The 22,560-nt window shown below is 42.4% G+C and carries 11 protein-coding genes; 1 reads left to right on the forward strand and 10 read right to left on the reverse strand.

All coding sequences use genetic code 11. The features are described 5' to 3' along the window. Nucleotides 1–108 precede the first annotated feature (108 nt). The 7 genes from purE to DXA07_RS05895 all read right to left on the reverse strand — a co-directional run bounded on the left by purE (nucleotide 109) and on the right by DXA07_RS05895 (nucleotide 15,989). The gene (gene purE, locus DXA07_RS05865; protein WP_021944038.1) at nucleotides 109–597 is read right to left on the reverse strand and encodes a 5-(carboxyamino)imidazole ribonucleotide mutase; all 489 of its coding nucleotides are present in this window, start codon (nucleotides 595–597) and stop codon (nucleotides 109–111) included. 78 nt (nucleotides 598–675) lie between these two features. After that, nucleotides 676–4,887: a hybrid sensor histidine kinase/response regulator gene (locus DXA07_RS05870; RefSeq protein ID WP_242996128.1), complete on the reverse strand. Its 4,212-nt coding sequence runs from the start codon at nucleotides 4,885–4,887 to the stop codon at nucleotides 676–678. Nucleotides 4,888–4,894: 7 nt separating this feature from the next. Continuing rightward, complete coding sequence (locus tag DXA07_RS05875) at nucleotides 4,895–6,274, reverse strand: aminopeptidase (protein WP_021944036.1); 1,380 nt, start codon at nucleotides 6,272–6,274, stop codon at nucleotides 4,895–4,897. Nucleotides 6,275–6,285: 11 nt separating this feature from the next. Continuing rightward, nucleotides 6,286–7,950 carry a hypothetical protein gene (locus tag DXA07_RS05880; protein ID WP_226801091.1) on the reverse strand — a complete coding sequence of 555 codons (1,665 nt, stop codon included), beginning with the start codon at nucleotides 7,948–7,950 and terminating at the stop codon, nucleotides 6,286–6,288. Between the two features lie 7 nt (nucleotides 7,951–7,957). Then, nucleotides 7,958–8,680 (reverse strand): ABC transporter ATP-binding protein, encoded by a 723-nt coding sequence (locus DXA07_RS05885; RefSeq protein ID WP_117808372.1) that lies wholly within the window; start codon nucleotides 8,678–8,680, stop codon nucleotides 7,958–7,960. A gap of 206 nt (nucleotides 8,681–8,886) precedes the next feature. Continuing rightward, nucleotides 8,887–12,591 carry a helicase-exonuclease AddAB subunit AddA gene (gene addA, locus DXA07_RS05890; RefSeq protein ID WP_118483831.1) on the reverse strand — a complete coding sequence of 1,235 codons (3,705 nt, stop codon included), beginning with the start codon at nucleotides 12,589–12,591 and terminating at the stop codon, nucleotides 8,887–8,889. Nucleotides 12,592–12,596: 5 nt separating this feature from the next. After that, entirely contained in the window at nucleotides 12,597–15,989 is a 3,393-nt protein-coding gene (locus DXA07_RS05895) for a PD-(D/E)XK nuclease family protein (RefSeq protein ID WP_117808374.1), read from the reverse strand. Nucleotides 15,990–16,153: 164 nt separating this feature from the next. On the opposite strand from DXA07_RS05895, the gene DXA07_RS05900 reads away from it, so the two are divergent. Next, nucleotides 16,154–16,609, forward strand: coding sequence for a hypothetical protein (locus DXA07_RS05900; RefSeq protein WP_118483833.1), 456 nt, complete (start codon nucleotides 16,154–16,156; stop codon nucleotides 16,607–16,609). Nucleotides 16,610–17,281: 672 nt separating this feature from the next. On the opposite strand, the gene DXA07_RS05905 is transcribed toward DXA07_RS05900, so the two are convergent. From DXA07_RS05905 to DXA07_RS05915, 3 genes are all read right to left on the reverse strand, one after another. Further along, on the reverse strand, nucleotides 17,282–17,962 hold the full coding sequence (locus DXA07_RS05905; RefSeq protein WP_008403088.1) for a UDP-N-acetylglucosamine pyrophosphorylase: 681 nt from the start codon (nucleotides 17,960–17,962) through the stop codon (nucleotides 17,282–17,284). 135 nt (nucleotides 17,963–18,097) lie between these two features. Continuing rightward, on the reverse strand, nucleotides 18,098–20,068 hold the full coding sequence (locus DXA07_RS05910) for a DNA topoisomerase (protein ID WP_118483835.1): 1,971 nt from the start codon (nucleotides 20,066–20,068) through the stop codon (nucleotides 18,098–18,100). Between the two features lie 189 nt (nucleotides 20,069–20,257). Next, nucleotides 20,258–22,366, reverse strand: coding sequence for a glutamine synthetase III (locus tag DXA07_RS05915; protein WP_118483837.1), 2,109 nt, complete (start codon nucleotides 22,364–22,366; stop codon nucleotides 20,258–20,260). Nucleotides 22,367–22,560 lie beyond the last annotated feature (194 nt).

A 22,560-nucleotide genomic window follows, 5' to 3' on the forward strand; every position in this document is an offset into this window, starting at 1 on the left:
GGAGGACTTGAATTTATCATCATTTTTTCTCCTGCTTTTCTTATGTTTTTCATTCCATACAGATCATGGATCCATATCGGAAATCATCATTTTTATAATACATAAAAATTAATTATATTTTGCAATTACCTCTGCATTCGCCTTCATGGCTGCAGCTTCCATGGACTCACGCTCTGCCAAAAGTTTCTTCCTTACTTCTGCATTGCTGTTTCCTATGATCTGAAGTGCCAGATATGCTGCATTCTTGCTTCCGTTTATTGCTACAGTTGCTACAGGGATACCGGATGGCATCTGAACGATAGAAAGAAGTGCATCCATTCCATCTAATACAGAACCGGAAATTGGTACTCCGATAACCGGGATCACTGTCTGGCTTGCTACAACACCCGGAAGTGCTGCTGCCATACCTGCGGCAGTAATGATAACCTGTGTTCCATTATTATTTGCTTCTTCAATAAACTCTGAAAGTCCTGCATGTGCTCTGTGTGCAGACAGACATCTTACATCAACTGCTACTCCATACTCCTTTAAAATGCCGATTGCAGGCTCAACCTTTGGCAGGTCACTTGTTGATCCCATAATGATCGCTACTCTCATGTTTTTATCCTTCTTTCTTCCTTTTTATGTGTCATATCCCTGTGTCATACATGGCTTCATGCATGACACAATGGTATTTTACTTACTGTTCAGATACTGATCGATAATCTCACTTGCCCCTTCATAATCCATGGCATCCACCGTCATCTTCAGTGCATTTAAGAACTCAATATCAGCATCATTATACTCGTATCGGTCGATTTCTGCCAGTATTTCTTTTACAGCTCCAACATCGGCATCCCGTAAAAATGTACGCATATCTTTGAGCTGTCCACGATCCACTGCATCCCTGACTGTCTTTTCCTGCTGTTCAACCGGATTGATCTTCGCCAGATATAGTCCGATATCCTTAAACATACGCTTCAGCATGGATACAAATTCATGCGTATTTTCCTTTGCATACTGCATATTTCCTATATTGATCGCCGACTCCAGATTTGCAGCTTTCCGTTCGATGCTGTATGCGCCGATATTTCCACTGCTGCTCTTGATATCATGAATGATATTCCGATACCGTCTGACATCATCATCAATATATTCTTCCAGACGATCTACATCCGGCTCATAGTCTTCCTTGAATGCCGCAATAAAACGGTTAAAGGTATCAAAATTGCCTCCGATCATCTTCAATGCATTTTCAACTACAATGCTGTTCTCCAGAATATAAACATCATCCTTAAATCTGGATTCGCTGATATACTGTCTGATATTGCTTGTCTTTTCCTTGATCTTGTCCTCCGGAAGGAACAGACGGAAAATCCCTTCGATTCCATCCATTTCCAACGGTTTTACAAGTACGTCACTGAAGCCCTGCTTTATGATCTCATCTCTGCTGCTGTCTATATTGTTTTCTGAAAGTGCAATGATCGGAACCCGTTTGTATTCTTCTCCATCCAGGCTCCGGATCTCACGGACGGTATCTGCACCATCCATAACCGGCATGACTGTATCAATGAAGATCATATCATATGGAGTTACCATAACCTTGTCAATCGCTTCGAATCCGGATGAAGCAGTATCACAGATCAGCTCATAGGAATCAAATATAACCTTCTGGATCTGTATACTGACATCGGAATCGTCCACAAGAAGGATCCTGACATCCGGAAGCCAGATTCTTGAATTCGAATTACGGAATGCCTGCTCCCGTCGTTTGCTTACATTATAATTAACATAGCTGTAATCAAATACCTGCTGTATAATGGAGAAGCGTATCGTGGTTCCTGCTCCATAGGTACTGTCAACCTCCGGGGTTCCACCCATACTCTCGATCAACTGTCTTGCGATTGCCAGTCCGATACTGATATCAAAATTACCGATATCAGTTCTGTCATAAGAATCGTCCAGATCAAAGAAGCTGTCCAGACGTTCTTCCTTTACTCCGGTTCCGGTATCTGATATCACGATATCCAGATAAATGCTGTCCGGTCTGTCGCACTCTTCCGGAGCGATCTTTCTCCAGTCCACTTCAATGCTGATCGAACCTTCTTTGGTGGTCTTTGCAGCCCTCTGATACAGATTCATCAGGATCTCCTTCACCTTATCACGATCACCGATCAGACCATTTGGTATATCATCCTCAATGCTTACCTTTAAGGCAACCAGATCCCGGTTGATCATTTCCTTAAACTGAACTGCAAGCTCCTCGATCATATCTGAAACCGCATATTCTTTCTCCTGCAATTCCAGTGTTCCATCCTGTAAATTCGATAGTCTGGAAATTCCATCAATTATACCAAGGATCTCGTAGCTGGAACCATATACCGTGGATAACTGTTTTACCTCTTCTTCCGTCTTTGCCTCATCATTCCGCAAAAGCATCTCGCTGATCGCAAGGATTGAATTTAACGGTACACGGATCTCATGATTCAGATAGTTCACATAATCGTTCTTTGCACGGTTAGAACGCTCTGCCTGTTCATTTTTCTTGCTGAGTTCTTCTACCTGCTCCGTCTTTTTGCCAAGCAGATGTATCACATACCGGGCTACAAATATCACTGCCACGCAGATTGCTATGATCAATACCACGATCAGAACTCTGGAAAATGGAGTCTCCCAGAATTTCAACTGTTTTACAATAACAAAAGACAGCGGTTCTTCACAGGCAACACCATCAGAATTCTCTGCCGAAAGCACAAATGTATAATTTCCGCCCTCCAGATTTGTATACTCTGCTTCCAGATTATCCGTACCCGAAACAACACGGTCTTTATCGTCAAATCCATCAAGATAATATTTTACCTGAATATCCCCACGATTTACATAACTCAGAACAGAGAACTTGATCACGATTCGGTTCGTATCACCCGGAACGGTCATCTTACCATCCAGATCCGAGAACGCATACTCTTTATCATCTATCGTAACAGAAGCTATCCGTACCTTCGGTGGAACTTCATTTGTAAATACCTGATTCTGATCCAGCATACTGAAGCCGGTATCACAACAAACATAGACAACTCCATCTTCACTGATATAATTCGTTGAATTATCCGTAATATCAGAGATCAGTCCATCATTTTTCGTATATATCTCGCATTTCGGATCTGCCGAGCTTAACAGATCTCCTTCGTAATATTTCTGGATGCCACGGGAACCGAAGATCCAGAGGTCTCCTGCCTGATCCAATATCAGATTTGCCACAGAATTCGATGGATCAACTGCACTGATCTGACGGATCACGCCCTCCTGATAATAAAGTCCATTATCTGTTCCGATCCAGATACCATTGCTTCCACCAACAATGGAAGAAACAACATTCGAATTCAGTCCCTCTGACATAGATATCTTTTTCAGATTAGATTCCATGTCTATCGTATAAAGACCGGAACCATTGGACCCTGCATATAAGGTTCCATCCTCCGCCTGATACAGGGATATGATATCTGCATTTTCCATACCGGAAAATCTGCCGTAGCTGACTGTTACCTGTTCATCCTTCAATATGGAAATACCGCTCTCGGTTCCGATCGCCATGCTGCCATCCTTTAATTCAATGATACAGTTGACAGCATTACTGGTCAACAACGCGCCACTCTTATTATAGAATTTGTATTTACCCTTACTGTTCACCTTGATAACACCATAAATTCGGTAGGAACAGATCCACAGATTATTCTTTGAATCCACACAGAAATCACGGATACTTTTTCCATTTAACATTGTGACAAGATCAGAGTCACGGTCAAGAGTTCCGTCTGCATTTATGATCCGCAGGCCATCATCTGTACCGATATATAACTTTCCGCAATACTCCGTAATGCAGTTGACGATTGTCTCATCCAGACCATATTTCATGCTTCCATTCTGGAATTTACTTCTGGATAACAGCATCAGTCCTTTTCGATATGAGGTCATCCAGTAGTTCCCTTCAAAATCCTGGATTATGTCACTCATCGACTCATTAAATTCCAGACCGGTGACATACTTCATTTTTTTATTTTTGTTAATATAACCAACACCATCATCCGCAAGGACCCACAATTTATTATCAATCCGCTGGATCTTATTGATACCACTCAGTGCCGCTGTTGATAATAATTCAAAATCTTTGTTCGTCGTAAGATGTATAATTGTATGACCTACCGTACCAATATACCGTTCCCCATTCTCATCTACAAAAAGGCTGTTCAGATCTTCTTCTGTGTATTCCATCTTACTGATCTTGCTTACGATCTGATCATCCTTGATATTTACGATCGTATCGTTATTCACGATCGCATATACATAAGAACGATATCCACTGATTGCTGTTACATCCGGTGCAACAACATCATCATCCGCAACCAGCGTCATTTCACCGGATTCGTAATAATAAATACCGGATGAAGTAGCAAGCCATATTTTTCCTTCTTCATCTTCATACAGTCCACGGACGGTCGTAATCTCATCCTCTGTTGAATTCGATATACGATTAAAGCGTCCGTCTTTGTAAATAAATAAGCCATAGTTTTCCGTTCCTACATACAGATCCCCATTCGATGCCGCAAGAATACTGTTGATCATATAGGAACTGCTGTCGCTGTCTTCTCCCAGTGAAAATTTCCGAAACTGACTTCCATCATAACGGTACAGTCCGCTGTCCGTGCCGACCCATATGTATCCACTGGCAGACTGGCTGATGCAGTTTGCTTCCCCACTTTCAAAACCGTCATCTTCTGTGTACTTGGTCTGACTGTAATCTGATGTAAAATTCTCCTGTGCAAACACAGCAAGCCGTGGTGAAAAAAGTATCATCACGGCTACTGCTATTAATATGATCATTCTGATTTTTGAATGTAACTGCTTCATAGTTTTCTTATGCACCTAATAAAAATGCTACATATCCTTTTTTAGTTTCATAAATATCTGCTTTGGAAGTGATCTCCCATGGAGCATGCATGTTTAATACGGCCACACCACAGTCCACAACTTCCATTCCATATAATGATAAAATATAAGCGATCGTACCGCCACCGCCAACATCTACTTTACCAAGCTCTGCAGTCTGATAGTATACTCCGGCATCATCCATTACCTTACGGATAGCTGCAAGATACTCTGCATTTGCATCATTGGAACCGGATTTGCCTCTTGCTCCTGTAAACTTGTTAAATACCATGCCTTCACCAAAGATAGCTGCATTCTTCTTGTCAAATGCACTTGCAAAGGTTGGATCATAACCTGCGGATACGTCAGAGGATAACATTCTGGAGGATGCCAGACATCTTCTGAGGGCCAGTTCATTATAACAGCCCATCGCATTCATGATCTCAGCAACTGTATTCTCAAAGAAATGAGACTGCATTCCGGTTGCACCCACGCTTCCGATCTCCTCTTTATCTGTCAACAGACAGCAGGTCGTCTTTTCTACATCTTCTGCTTCCAGCATCGCAACCATAGATGTATATGCACATACCCTGTCATCCTGTCCGTATGCCATGATCATACTCTCATCAATTCCGCAGTTTCTTGCCTTTCCTGCCGGAACGATCTCAAGCTCTGCTGAAATGAAATCTTCTTCCTTTATTCCATATTTCTTCTTCAGAAGTGCAAGCACCTGTTCCTTTACGGCTTCTTTTTCTTTTCCCTTTAACGGCTTACTTGCAAATAAGATATCCAGTTCTTCTCCCTCGATAACTTTATTTGCCTTTTTTTCCATCTGAGCACCGGCAAGATGGATCAGCAGATCGGTAACACAAAATACCGGATCATTCTTGTCTTCCCCAATGTTTACTTCTACAACTTCTCCGTCTGTCTTAGCAACTACACCATGAATAGCAAGTGGTAAGGTTACCCACTGATACTTCTTGATTCCTCCATAATAATGCGTATCCAGATAAGCAAATCCCTCTTTCTCGTATAATGGGATCTGTTTGATATCCATACGTGGGGAATCGATATGTGCGCCAAGAATGTTCATACCCTTTTCGATATTCTTCTTACCGATATTGAACAGCGCTACGGTCTTATTCATCCATACTGCATATACCTTTGAACCTTTTGTCAGCTTCTTTCCTTCTTTGATAACATCCTGAATATCTTCATATCCGGCTTTCTTCACCTGTTTTACGATCTCTTTTACACATTCCCGCTCCGTCTTTCCTGTATCCAGGAATTCACGGTAGGATTTACATAATTTTTCCAGCTTTGCAAGTTCTTCCTTGTCATAACTGTTCCATGCATTTTTATCTTTCATTTTTATGCCTCCTAAACATATAAGTCATTGCTTATACTCTTTTTTATATATATAATGGCACTTCTGCGGATCCTGTATGTCACAAGGCCGAGAATTACCAGATAGATTGCAAAGATCATAAGAGAATCCATCTTTGTAAACTTAAATAAACAAAAACCGACTCCACAAAGGATCATGGATACCAGAATAGCAATCGCCATATTAAAGAATGCATTCAGATTGCCCCTGAGCGCTCCGTATTCATCTTCCCAGTTCAGCTTCGGATGTGTTGCATCCAGCCAGAGTCCGATATAGGTGCAGCATACAACCGATAAGAACCCGATCACAATAAAGTAAATGGCCGCAGGCACATTGATATGCATACAGATGCACAACACAATGATCGTTACTGCAACTGTGATGCCGCTGTATACCAGACTGACACCTGCCTTGATCCCGATCTGCGTCCGATAGCTGACCGGTGCATATTTGATAAAGCTGAAATGATCTCCCTCTCTTGTAAACGAGGTCGATGCAATACTGTTCATTGCTGTTGCAAAGAAGGAAATGATCAGTACCAGCAATAATACGATCAGATCGGATGCTACAAAACCTTTGGAAAGCAGCTTCTCAAATGAAGTCATAAAATTCTTCGTCGCAGGCAGAACAAACAATGCCACCGCAAGAACCGGCCATATAATATTTACCATTACACAATATTTGCGATATGCCGGTGTCCGGTATAGTATCTTACATTCCTTCAGAAAATATGCTTTGCGAATACTTTTTTTCACATAAGCTGCATCAGAAACCACATCTTCTTTCTTCTCTGCTTTTCCGACAGATGAAACCAGATATACGCCACGCAGATACAACTTACTTCCAAGGAAAAACAACAGACCTGCCATAACCACATTTAACAGGATGAACAGCAGGAAATATGCAATGTTGTTCGTTTCAAGTGCTTTTAAGAATACAGGAACCGTAAAGAATATCTTTCCCATGATTGCTGTAAACATATTGTTATGATTCATCAGACCATCAATATAATTGTTAATATTGATGCTGTCCATCTGAATAAACGATAATAAAAAAAGTCCGAGGAAAATAACGGTTACCAGTCCTGTCACGGCATCCACATTCCGAAACAGTTTTATCCGGCTTAAAAATGCCATACATAGCAGGGCAAAAATTCCACAATATACAAGTGGAAGGATCGGAAGCAGTGCAACTCCGACCAATGCAGTCAGTGCAGATACCGACTTAAATCCGGCAGCTATGAAGTAACCTATAAAGCCACTGAATAAAACCATAAACTCCATAACACTCTCTGCAATATATGCATTTACAAATTTGGCTGCTACGATCTCACCCGGCTTTACCGGAAGCGGAAGCAGATGATCCAGATCCGATGAAAAAAACAATACATTAAACAGTACCATTACCGAAAAGATCATGCCAAATACGGACATCAACTGTATGATCAGCTCTACACCTTCCGTCATTCCTCCGGCTTCTATCAGTGCTTCTGTCATAATATATACAATAAATCCAACGACCAGACAACAGGGAACCATGATACAGAACATGGCAAGTGAACCAAGTGTCTTATATGCCTTCGCTTTTTCTCCGGTGTCCGGCATCGTCATCTCTGTATCCTTTGCCATTACTCTGGTCAAATACAAAAAATTCTTCATAAGCACTCTATTCCTCATGTGTCATTTCTATAAATATATCTTCCAGTGACTTATTCTTATGTGCGGCAACCAGATCATCCAGCGTTCCCTGATAGATATCATGACCTTTCTTGATCATGATGATATTATCACACAATTTCTCTGCAACTTCCAGAACATGCGTTGAGAAAAATACGCAGTTACCTTCATCCGCATGCTCCCGCATCATCTTCTTTAATTCATATGCCGCATTCGGATCCAATCCGGTCATCGGTTCATCTAAGATCCAGACCGGTGGTTTATGTACTAATGCGCCTATTACCATCATTTTCTGGCGCATACCATGCGAATAGCTGACCATTTGTTTATTTAAGCTGTCTTCCATACCAAAACGCCCAACCATTTCCTCTAACCGCTTCTTACGGTCAGTCTCTGATACACCATAAATATCTGCAATGAAATTTACATATTCCAGTCCTGTTAACCGTAAAAAGATATCAGGATTATCTGCAATATATCCAATCGACTGTTTTGCCTCAAGCGGCTCTTTCCGGATATCATGACCATTGATCTGAACGCTGCCCTCTGTCGGTTTTAAAATACCGGTCAGCATCTTGATCGTTGTTGTCTTCCCCGCACCATTCTGCCCTACGAATCCGACGATCTCACCTTTCTTAATATGAAAGCTTAAATTGTTTACGGACACAAAATCTTTACCGTAAATTTTCTTTAAGTTATTGGCTATTATCATTCTTTATCTTCTCCCGGTTCTTATCTGTCACACCATCGTTTCTATCTGGTCTGTCATTTATCAAAATACTTCTTTCCATTTGGTTTTAATTATACCAAGCCCCTAATCTCTTTACAATATAAATATACCAAAGGCAGCCTGAAAATACTCTGCATAGTAACAGGCTGCCATCTTCTTTATATGATTGTCCGCGGACATTTTACTGTTTATAAGTTGATACTGTCATCAAAATGAAAGGCATAGATGATCTTCTCTGTTACCATTCTTCCGGTAAGCTGATGTATCGTCTTTGCATACATATCAAGCTGTACATGATAACGGCTGACCAGATCCGATATCTGATCCACCCGGTCTGTCTTGTAGTCCATTAAAACCACCTGATCTCCTTCCAGAAAATAGGCATCGATCACTCCCTGAACTACGACCATATCCTTGCTGCCTTTATACTCCGGTGATATATCTTCCGGCTTCATGCCGATATAAAACTGCTGCTCCCGGTATAAGGTATGGTTCTTCTGTGCTTCTGCCATACGGATTCCGAGTGGGCTGTTGACCATGTTATAAATCTTATCTGCACGAACATGCTCTCTGTACCGTTCTTCCAGATATCCATGATCAAAAAATGACCGGATCTGCTCTCTGATCTCATCCATGCTGTTTCTTGTAAAATCAATAAGCTCCATGATCTTATGGATCACAGTACCCATCTCATTTCCTTTTACAGGCTCCTCCTTCATGCGGGAATGAAGCACCGGTATTGTAAGCTCTGCTTCTGTCACAGGCGGCTGATACAGGTCAGATCCCGGATTCTCCTCTCCGCGGTGTGCAAGTCGTTTGATCTCTGTAACGGACATCTTATTTTTTACTGCCTGCTCTGTTTTATATGGGTAGGTATAATCTAAAAGTTCCTTATACTTTTCATATAACTGCAGTTCATCCTCTGTCTGTACAGCTTTTTTTTCTGACATATCTATATTTGTCCCGGCAGGTATCTGATTCTGATAGCCGGTCTTTGCAAGTACCCAGGTTGCATAAGTATCCTTTCTGCATACAATATCTTCTGATACGATATGCATAGATAACGCCGATAAGATCCAGTCCATAAAACAGCCGGCTTCCATTCTGGTGATATATGGAAGCTCCATCCGCATCTGTCCGGACGCTTCAATAAGAAAATCAGTCTGCAGCGGATAATCAAAGACTGCCTTTTCCGCTCCGGGGCCTTTTACCGCCGCTGTCATATATAACTTTTCTTTTGCTCTTGACAGGGCAACATATAAGATACGGATCTCCTCCGCCAGCTTCTCTGCATTCATGACACTGAGCATAGCCGCTCTTGCAAATGTTTTCTTCTTCGCACGGTTCTTCCGGTCAATCGCATAACCTGCCAGATAGCTGTCTGCATTTACCGTCACCGGAGATAAGGCATCCAGATTCGAAAAACGATTTGCCAGTCCACTGACAAATACAACCGGAAATTCCAGTCCCTTGCTCTTATGCATCGTCATCATCACAACAGAATCGTCATCATCTCCAAGCACCGACGCTTCTGCAAAATCCAGATCATTCGTCTTCAGCCGGTCCATGTAACGCAGGAAATTAAACAATCCACGAAAACTGCTGTCCTCATAGGTATCCGCTTTCTGGATCAGCATATCGATATTTGCCTGTCTTCGTTTTCCCGACTGCATCGCGCCAACAAACCAATAATATCCTGTCTGCTCCAATATCGAATGAAGCAGTTCACTGATACTCATATAGTTTTTATCTGCCTTCCAGCTATCCAGCATACGAAGAAACTGTCGAAGCTCCTCTGAAGCTTCTGAGTCCGGCTTTTCTGCATAATAACAGACCTTCTGATAAAAACTCGCCGTCCGCACCAGATTCTTCTCATGATCCTTGAAGTCCCGGTCATAGATACCTACAATCTCTGCAAGCTCCTGTTCCTTTACACCTGCAAGCGGTGAACGAAGGACTGCTGCAAGTGCATAATCCTGATGGGAATTATCGATTACCGCCAGCATATCAAGCAGGGTACTGATCTCGATCGCATCAAAATATCCACTCTCGCTCTCTACAAATAATGGAATCCCACGCTCCGCAAATGCTTCCTCAAAGGCTTTCGCATTCTTCTTCACACTTCGCATCAATACCGCAATATCCCGGTAAGAAACCCTTCTGGTCTCTCCGTTATCTCCATCCGGAATATAAAGTGGTTTATCACCCTTCACTAACTCATAGATCTCATCTGCGATCATCCGTGCCTCTATATCCACATTTGTTAACGACCGTATCTCTTCCGGCTGGGATTTCTCCGGATCTGCGCAATCATTCCTTACGATCAGGATCTCGGATCCATACCCCATATTATTCTTGTCCTGTCTTCCGATATGCAGCTTTGCCGATTCATCATAATCGATCCCGCCCAGATTCTCTGACATCAACGGTTCAAAGATCTGGTTGATCGTATCAATCACCTTTCCTGCACTTCGGAAATTATTCGAAAGCAGGATCTTCTGATCTTCTGCATCTTCCCGGTCAGAATATGTATTATATTTATTCAGGAACAGATCCGGTCTTGCCATACGAAAACGGTAGATACTCTGCTTGATATCCCCCACCATAAACATATTCTTCCGATCTTCTCCGTGACCTGTCACACAATTTAAGATATCCTCCTGTAAAAAGTTGCTGTCCTGATATTCATCGATCAGGATCTCACGATACCGTCTGGCAACCGTCTTTCCTGCTTCCGATGGAATCACACAGCCATTCTCATCCGTTCCTGCACACAGGATGTCATAGGCAAATTCTGAAATGTCCCGGAATTCATACAGATTCCTGTCGAGCTTCTCTTCCTTTAACCGATCCATATAGGAACGTGTCAGGGATAATAACGCTGACAATGGTCCCTTCATCATCGCACATTCTGCAAGTATGACATCTGTCGGACGAAACAATGCCATCATGTCCTTTACACTTCCACGATAGGTCTGCATAGTCGTCTTTACATACTGCTGTTTCTCCGGATCACAGGCTGCGATACGCTTCAGATTGAAAAATTTGGAAACCCGTTTATATGCCTCATCCATATCCTCGGCCTGTCTCAGATTCCGCAGTAATTCCAGATCTGAACGTATAATAGGATCATAACCTGCAGGGCCATCTGCTTCGTCTGCAATCTCTAAGCACTGTTCTGCCTGACCGATCGCTGAATCAAGCGTGTCTGCTACGATCTGCATATAATCCCGATACCATTTTAAGGTATATAATTCTTCCTTTGTTGATACTTCAAGTGCCGCTTCTGCTTCATTTATCCAACGTTCCGGCTTCGGATAACCGGAAGCGACCCGGTAGATCTGATAGACCAGCTCCCGGATCTTCTCATCCGATTCTTTTCTCGCAAAGCTGTCTACCAGTCCGATAAATTCATCGGATGCTTCCTGATATTTCTGTTCTAATACTTCATCCAATATATCATTCTTGATCAGATCCATCTCTGCATTATCTGCTATATCAAAAGAGGAATCGATCCCGATCATCTGAAAATAGTCTTTTACGATTCCAAGGCAGAAACTGTCGATCGTCATAATATCTGCCCGTGGCAGCAGGGATAACTGCTTAACGATATGCTCATCCTCCGGATGATCTTCGGCTGCCTGCTCAAGCTTATCCGCAATCTTCTCTTTCATCTGGGCTGCCGCAGCTCTGGTAAATGTTACAACCAGAACCTCATCAATATCGATTTTCTCCTCTGCCTTATTGCCATCTGCATCAACTCCCATGACCATCTCAAGAATCCGTTCTACAAGGACAGCCGTCTTACCGGAGCCTGCCGCAGCAGATACCAGAAGATTACCATGTCTGGAATTAATGACTGATTTCTGTTCATCTGTCCATGAAATACCCATCTCTGCTACTCCTCCCTGTACCGCTTAAGCTTCTCGTTATCCGGTCTGCGATATTGATTTCCGCCATTCTTGACATCAAAATGACAGATATTCTTAAACTCACAATAATCACAGCCTGTATTGCTCTTATTCTTATATGGCTCGATCGCGATCTTTCCCTCTGCGATCTGACTTCCAAGTTCTTCTATATTCTCTCTCGTCAATTCCATGATCGTCCGGATCTGGTCTGCCGATACCACATTCTCACTTTTCTTGATGTCACCATTTTTATCAAGTTTTACCGGAAGTGACTGATTGCAGGTATGATCCATCTTCTGTATCACGGCAGGTGATTCATTGACAAATCCCTGCAGCTTCATTTTCTCCATTCTCTCAGCGTCTAATTTCTCCTGATCCGAGAATTCCGGCTGCTCTGTATCGGTATCAATCTCCGAAGATTCAATCTCGATCACCGGATCATCAAAGCTGTAATATAATAAACCGGCGATCTGAATATTCTTATCGGGATAGATCATTTTTTCAATCTCATATGCGATCGCAGAATAGGTCACAAGCTGAAGCTGTTCTCCATTCAGGACTTCCTCCAGACTGAGTTTTCTGGTGGATGATTTGTAGTCGATCACCTTGATATAAACCGTTCCATCCTCTTCTTCCACATCCACACGGTCAATCTTACCATTGATGCTCATCCGGATCTGATTTGGAAGCTCAAACAGATAAGAACCGACTTCATCCTTTGCGGAATCAAAGGTCTTTTCCAGCATTCCAGGCTTCATGCTGCCAAGTCTTATATGCTTCTGTAACATACCAGCGGATGTCTGTGCCATACGTTCGATCATCTGAAGCATGTAGGCATTTCTTGCATTATCTTCAAAGAAATCTCCTGCCGATTCCTCTGCTGCACGATTTACAAGCTCCGTGACCATCAGCATTCTCTCATCTTCCGGAAAATTCTCCCAGTCATTATTTCTGGTGTCTCTTACCTGCTTAAACAGTCCTTCCATTACACTGTGAAGGATAACTCCGACATTTCTGACATCGACCTGATACATTTCCCGCTCTTTTAAACGCAGACCATATTTTAAGAAATATGCAAATCCGCATCTGGCATATAATTCAAGCTTCGATACTGATGCATGCAGATATCTGCCATATAACAGGGCGATCGTCTCCGGTGGCAGCTGTTCTGCCACGTTTCTGTATGTTCTGCCTTTATAAATGGCTGTCAATTCTCTGGCCAATCCTTTTTCCGTCAAAATTCTTGTCAGAATCCGGCTCTCTGCATCTTCGCTATCATCTTCCTCTGTCCGGAGTATCCGTCTTAATGAACGGTTGACGGTATCCGGCATACAGGAAGCAGCATCATACTCCTCTGCCTGAAGGGATGGAAAAATACTGCTGATCCTTCCAAGCAGATAAGACGGACGCATGCTTTCAAGTGATGCGCTTAATTTATGATACGATATATACAGATGATCGGATGGTTTCGTCAATATCGTATAGATATAAAACTGCTCGATATAGCTGTTCTGTTTGTCGGATGGAGCAAGCTCCAGGCCGCAGCCTGACAAAATATCCCGGTCTCTGTCACTTAGGATTCTTCCCTTTTTCGGTGCTTTTGGCACGATTCCATCATTGACCGATGTAAAGAATAACACCTTTATGTGATTTAATCTTGACCTTGTGATATCTCCGATCAACACCCGGTCAACCGTAGGCGGTACAACACCGACTTCAATATCTGAAAGTCCGGTATCCACGATCTCATAGAACTCTTTCACGCTCATCTTCGTATCGCCTAAGAGTTCCGCAATCTTATCAAATAACCGGACCGTTTTCTCAAAGATCTGACCATAAGCATCTCCTTCATTGATCCGGTTTTCTTCATATAATTCATTCTTTCTGGCTTCTAACTTCTCATACATATGGATCTGAAGCAGAAAGTCATAAAGGGCTTCCACATAATCTTTTGTGACTGCCTTTTTATCTGCAAAGGCCTTACGGATATCCCCCAACATCTTCATAAATGCCTGACGGATCTCTTCTACATTTACCGGAGAGGTCTTCTCATAGTTTTCAGATACTGCCCGGTTCCATCTGCTGTAGCCACGGACACCACGCTTTAATGCATAATTTTCCAGAAGCTCTATATCCTCAAAGGTCAGATCTGTCATACCCGCTTTTAAGAACCGGAACACACTGTCATAGGAGAAATCATCTGCCAGAACCGCCAGTACACTTCGGATCGTTTCCGCACATGGATTTGCTTTCAGACAGGCATTTGCATCGATAAATACAGGGATCTCATATTCATCCATCACCCGTTCATAGATGTGGGATGCCTGTTCCAGATCTCCCGCTACGATCGCGATATCCTTATAACGGTATCCTTCCTCCCGTACGAGCCTCCTTATCGTAGATGCGACAAATACGATCTCGTCCTGCGCATCTCCTGTCGCTGTCAGATGGATCCGCTCCAATGGCTGCTTCCATTTCTGATACGGACTACGGAACAAATTCCGCTCCAGGAAAAACAGTTCCCGGTTCTCCCCAAGACGATAGTTGATTGTTCCAGGCAGAACGACCGGAGACTCAATCTCCACACCAGCGGCTGCTGCCGCTTCTGTTAATTTCTTTATCGTAGTCTTTGTCAGATAGAATAATTCGTAGTCTTTTATATGCTCATACTTCTGATCTCTGTCATCTAATGTAAAGGAAAAGGTCAGATCATCCGCACAGGTCATCAACTTCTCAACAAGTTCAAGCTGTACCGGCGTAAATCCAGTAAACCCATCAAAATACAGCGAACTGCCACACACAAGTTTAGACTGGCCAACATGTCTGGTCAACAGTTCCACCAACTGTTCTGCCACAATATAGCGTTCACCTGCAAATGCTTCAAATTCTTCGTAAATGTGTCTGATATCCTGCATTTTACCTGCAACAACGCTGTCCTCCGGAATCTGCTCCATGATCTCATCGATCGTATCCTGCTTGATATTATACTGGAAGATCTCCGACATCATGGATTTCATCTCATCTACAAATCCAAGCTTGTCGTAATAGCTTCCATATACCTGTAAGGTGTCCTGCTGTTCACATAAGATCTTCTTGATCAGCATACTTTTTCCAAAGTCTTCCAGCACCTGTCCGGTGCTGATCCCCAGTTCATCAAATACACGATATGCCAGCCGGTTCATGCCGATCGCATCAATATTCATCATGCCTCCGGCCGGATGCATGGTAACCAGTTCTCTCTGTGCTTCCATCGTATACTGTTCCGGCACGATCAGATAAAAGTTCCGCTCCGGTTCTTTTATCGATGCCTGAATGATTTCATTGTAAATCTGTCTGGATTTCCCTGAGCCGGATGCTCCAAGTAAGAATCGAACTGACATAACGGTCTCCTTTCACTCATCTGTCAAGCAATACTCTTTTTCTGGCTTTCTCTTTGCTAAGCCATATTTACTTCAATATTGTTTTACTAACCATCTGTTCTTTGGTTATATTTTATTTTCTCTGTGAATACAATATAGTAATAATAAATGAGGGGAATATTTATATGGCATCCACAAAGCTTATCGTTTTAAAATCTAAAGAAATCATATACACGGTTATTTTTCTCGGACTTGTCGCCCTGTTTATCATCATACTGACGATCATGTTCAAAAAACCTGCCACCGTTTCAGAAACTGCTTCTTCGAATACCGCTTCTGAAACAACGGAGCCTTCTTATAACCCCGGTACATATGATTCAACTATCACGCTCGGCGAATCTACTCTGTCTGTTATGGTTACGGTTGATGATCATTCTATCCAGGATGTTGCGCTCTCCAATCTGGACGAAAGTGTCACCACCATGTATCCGCTCCTGTCGTCTTCTTTAGAGGCGATCAACACTGACCTGCAGTATGTGTCATCGATTGACGACCTCACTGTTTCCGGCGATACCAAGTATACCTCGATGCTGCTGATCAACGCTATCAAAGAGGCACTCGCCAAGGCTGTGGCTCAATGATGCCACCGTACGGTATATGCCGGTCAACTGACTATTGTTACGCAAAACGTTTCCACTCTATCCTCGACGTAGCGGTACATAAGGCTGCAAAAGACGCAGCCTAAGTACCGACGCGAGTAACTGAGACCTTAGCGAGGCTTACCGAGGTTAGTTCGAAGTTACACAGAAGTGGACAGGTTTGCTGCACAATATCAGTTGTCCGGCATATATCTGTTTATTGACATAACACCGTTTCCAGCCTTGGCTATTGTTACTGTACAATCACCTAAGTAGTCTGCTACATAAGGACATTCTACTCAGGTGATTTGTGTTTCTATACCAAGATGCGTTATGTAACATTCCTGTACGTCAGATTTTTGTGCGCTGAGCCAGTATTCTTCCCAGCCTTGTCTGCGCTGCCTTTCAATCATAAATCGCATAGTCAAATATTTCTTTGTATGCTTACCACAATACAGAAGGATGGTAGGTGTGGCCGGTACGCAGCTTTGATATCAAAGACAGAGAATGTGTGTAGATATTTTTATTTGACGGCCTTTTCTCACGTCGGTACTTAACGAATCGCATAAGCGATGAGTTTAGAACCGCTACGTGAGAATAGAGTGAAAACGCCCGAAAAATAAAAGATATCTACATCACATTCTCGTCCTTATACCATAACGTAAAGGCTAGCGTCTAATGCTTGGTTACGATGTCGTTCCGGTCTTTGTAGATGCTGTTTGATGGCACATAGCCTCTGACACGGGACAATGGGTAGATGTTTGAATGTGAGCCGATCACGGTTCCCGGATTTAAAACGCTGTTACAACCGACCTCTACATAATCGCCGAGCATTGCGCCAAATTTCTTCATACCGGTTGCAATATCGAAGTCCGCGCCTTTGACATGCACCAGTGTTTTGTCTGACTTGACATTAGAGGTAATGCTACCTGCTCCCATATGAGAATGGAAGCCAAGGATCGAATCACCTACATAGTTATAATGTGGAACCTGCACATTATTAAAGATAATGACATTCTTTAACTCTGTGGAGTTACCAACAACGCAGTTATCTCCCACTAAAGCACTTCCACGAATAAATGCACACTGTCTGACTTCTGTATCTTTTCCAATAATACATGGGCCTGCGATATAAGCAGAATCAAATACGGTTGCTGATTTATGAATCCAGATATTTTCACCACGTTTCTCATACTCTTCCGGATCTAAGCTGTTTCCAAGTTCAATGATAAAGTCCTTGATCTTCGGAAGCGCTTCCCACGGATATGTAACGCTTTCAAGCAATGGCTTTGCTGCTGTTTCTGTCAGATCATATAATTCTTTGATCGTTACCTGTTTTACTGTTTCATTATTCATTTTCTTATACCTCACTATCTTTTTCAGAATTTAATAGAAAACAATCATTTATCCGCAAAGGACAATTTTTATCCAAAAAGCAATCATTTATCCACAAAGGATATTTTTTTATTTAATAAGCAACTATATTCAAGGTTATTTTTTATAATATACCCTTGTTCTGTCAAATACTGTTGTAATCTGGTTCTGATTGCTGATTCCCTTTACCAGATTTGTATATTTGATCACAAAGGTGTTCATCTTGTCTGTATATTCTTCTTTCGTGATCGAACCATCAGCGACACCACACAAGCCTTTTTCCCAGCTTGCTGTCAGATCCGCCCGAAGCAGTCCATTGATCGAATAATAAACAACATCATAAATGATCTCGCCGAGAAATGTCGGTGTTACAATCTGCGTTTTCTTATTCAGAGCAATGTATTTGTTATTTACAAGCTTGGTGATGATTCCATCTCTGGTCGCACTGGTTCCGATACCTGCGCCCTTGATCTGCTCACGAAGCTCCTCGTCCTCGATAAACTGTCCGGCATTTTCCATCGTCAGGATAAGCGTACCGGAATTGTAGCGTTTCGGAGGTGACGTCTCACCCTCTTTGATCTCGAATTTGTCAAGTGAAAGGATATCTCCCTTTTTCAAATGTCCGATTGTCTCGATGAATTCGGGGCTGTATTTGGTATCATCCTTTTTCCTTGCAAAGCGGTTCGTGGCAACCTTCAGGTAACCTTCTTCTAACATATATTTAAAATTGGCAAATAAGAATTCATCCTGCTTTGCCAGTGTCATTGCAAGCTTCTGATATTCTGCTGCCGGATAAAAGATGCTTAAGAATCGTCTGCAAATGATCTCATACACATTTGCCGCGATCTCCGACAATCCCCTTAACGCACCCATGCCCTGTCCGGTCGGAATGATCGCATAATGGTCTGTGATCTGTTTGTCATTTACATACTTGGTCTTTGCGATCGTCTTATAGCTTCCCATATTCAATACTTCATCTGCAAATGCCGTCATCGGCGTATATCGTTTCAAGCCTGAAATATTCTTATAAATCTCCTTGGCAACTGCTGTTGACAATACTCTGGCATCTGTTCTTGGATACGTCACCAGCTTCTTCTCATATAACTCCTGCACGATCTTTAAGGTGTCGGACGGACTGATCTTAAAAAGTGAAGAACAGTCATTCTGAAGCTCGGCAAGATTATACAGCATTGGCGGGGCCTTCTTTTCTTTCTTCTTCTCACTTGCAACAAGCGTGGCTTCCATCCCATTTGCCGACAGCTTTTTTACCAGATCTTCTGCATCCTTCTTCTGCTTGAAGCCATTTTCTTTATACAGAAGCGGTGAATTAAAATACGGTGTATCCTTTACTGCTTTCCATTCTGCCTCAAATGTCTGCCCTGCAACATTCACCATACCAACAACACGGTAAAATGGTGTCTTTACAAATTCACGAATCTCCCGCTCCCGCTTCACGATAATGCCAAGAACACAAGTCATAACACGTCCAACCGCAATCACGCATTTATCCAGTTTCAGATAATTTCTTATCACATAGCTGTATTTTAACGATAAGGCTCTGGAGAAATTAATACCCATCAAATAATCTTCTTTTGCACGAAGATATGCGGCATCGCTGAGCGAATCATATTCTGAAAGCGGCTTGGCTTCCCGGATCCCACGCAGGATTTCTTCCTCTGTCTGGGAGTCGATCCAGACTCTCCGCTTCTCTTTATTTCCAACCTTTGCCATCTGATCCACCAGACGGTAGATGTATTCTCCCTCACGTCCTGAGTCAGTGCAGACATAGATACAGCCTACATCATCCCGGTTCAACAGCCCTGCTACGATCTTGAACTGCTTGCTGACATCCGGTATCACTTCGTATTTGAATTCTGTCGGAATAAAAGGAATCGTAGCCAGATCCCACTTTTTTAATTTCTCGTCATAGGCATCCGGATAGCTCATCGTGATCAGGTGCCCCACACACCAGGTCACAACAGAGTCCTCTGATTCCAGATAGCCTGCTCCGGCATTTCCTTTTACCCCAAGCACATCTGCAAACTGTCTTGCTACACTTGGTTTTTCTGCTATATATAAATTCTTCAAATCAAACTCCTGATTCTTTTATATTTGATCAATATTACACATCACATCTTTTTATAATACCAGAAAAACAAGGTTTCGACCATAGCTTTTGTGATATCCGCACAGTAAAAAAGCACCCCGCCTTCGATTCAGAAAACGAGATGCCCTTTGACTATTTTAGGTTGTAATAAACATTTACTGTATTTGATCTTACTGTTCGAATAATAACTGCTCGTATGTTGGGAATGGCCATGCTGTCTTTGGAAGTTCTTTTTCCAGTTCGTCAGCAGGTGTTCTTACAGAATCAAATGCTGCAAATACTACGTTGTGATAGTATTTTGCCCATGCTTCGATATCATCTTCATAATCAGCAGCTTTTGCAACAAGCTCTTCTAGTTTTACAGTTGCTGTCTTCAGCTCTGCAAGCTTATCAGAGATTGTATTCAACAGAGATACCTGTACGCTTGGCTCGATACCAAGAGCTTTGATCTCAGCAGCACCCTTTGCAAGCTCTGCCTGATATTCCATAACTGCTGGGATGATCTCTTCATTTGACATCTCAATCATTGTGAGTGCCTCAATGTTGATCTTCTTTGCGTAATTCTCAAGCATAACTTCTGCTCTGGCTGATAACTCTGCTTTATCCATAACGCCAAGGCCTTCAAAGATCTTAACGCTCTTATCTGCTGCCAGATATGGAACTGCATCTACCATACATTTGATATTTGGAAGTCCACGTTTCTCAGCTTCTGCGATCCATTCATCTGAATAACCATTTCCGTTGAAAATGATCTTCTGATGCTCTGTCAGAGTCTTTCTGATCAATGCCTTACATGCTGCCTCGAAATCTTCTGCACCTTCCAATTCGTCAGTCATCTTCTTTAACTGATCTGCAACGATCGTATTTAATACCATCATTGGGAATGCAATGGACTGTGTAGAACCTACCATACGGAACTCGAATTTGTTACCTGTAAATGCAAATGGTGATGTTCTGTTTCTATCTGTAGCATCCATTGTAAATGTAGGAAGTGTGGATGCACCGGATACATAAGTCTTGCCCTTTGGTGATTCTGTAGCTTCACCCTTCTCAATGATCTGCTTAACGATGGATTCAAGCTGTTCACCAAGGAATGCCGAAATAATTGCTGGAGGTGCTTCATTTGCTCCAAGTCTGTGGTCATTTCCTGCGGATGATGCGGACAGTCTTAACAGCTCTGCATTGTTATCAACGGCTGCAAGAACGGCTGCAAGGAAGAACTGGAACTGAAGGTTTGTCTCCGGATGTTTACCAGGATCGATCAGGTTCTCGCCCTCATCTGTTGAGATTGACCAGTTGTTATGTTTACCGGAACCATTGACACCTGCAAATGGTTTCTCATGAAGAACACATTCCAGATCATGCTTTGCTGCGATCTTCTTCATAGTTGCCATAACCAGATGGTTCTGATCGGTTGCAATATTGGTTGTTGAGAAAATAGGTGCTAACTCATGCTGAGCAGGAGCAACTTCGTTGTGCTGTGTCTTAGCAAGAATACCGTATTTCCATAATTCTTCATTTAACTCGGTCATGTATGATGCAACCTTATCTTTGATCGCTGCAAAATACTGATCGTCAAGCTCCTGTCCTTTTGGAGGCATCGCACCGAATAAGGTACGTCCACAAAGCTTCAGATCTGTTCTCTTGGCGAATTTCTTCTTATCGATCAGGAAGTATTCCTGCTCAGGACCAACAGAAGCTGTAACCTTCTTTGCTGATGTATTTCCAAATAATGCAAGTGCCTTTAAGGCTTCCTTGCTAATCGCATCCATGGAACGAAGAAGTGGTGTCTTGTAGTCAAGTGACTCACCTGTATATGATGTGAATGCTGCAGGGATACAAAGGATACAGGTTCCTGCATCTGTTGTTTTTACAAATGCCGGTGAGGTACAATCCCATGCTGTATATCCTCTGGCTGCGCATGTCTCACGAAGTCCACCAGAAGGGAAGGATGAAGCATCCGGCTCGGATTTGATCAGCTCTTTACCTGTGAACTGAAGAATAACTCCGCCATCACCTACTGTACTTACGAATGAATCATGCTTCTCGGCTGTTGTCTCTGTCAGTGGCTGGAACCAGTGAGTATAGTGTGTTGCGCCAAGTTCCATTGCCCATTCCTTCATTGCTGCTGCAACAGAATCTGCAATAGATGTATCAAGAGGTTCGCCCTTATCGATTGTGTTCTTCAAGGATTTATAAACTGCTTTTGGAAGACGCTCTCTCATAACCTGATCGGAGAAAACGTGTGAACCGAATACGGCTGAAATTTTGTTCATCATAATTTTGTACTTCCTTTCTTCTGATAAAACAAAAAAAGAAAGGTGTCCCAATGATTTGGAACACCTTTGTTCATTTCGTCTATTTATTTGATACAATATATATACTCCTTTTGATTTGAAAAATCAAGAGGAAAAATAAAAATTTTGAGGGAAAATTTTTTACAGACTCATGACAATCATTAATATAATTTGCT

The organism is Clostridium sp. AM54-37XD (assembly GCF_003478225.1).
GTDB lineage: Bacteria > Bacillota > Clostridia > Lachnospirales > Lachnospiraceae > Coprococcus > Coprococcus ammoniilyticus.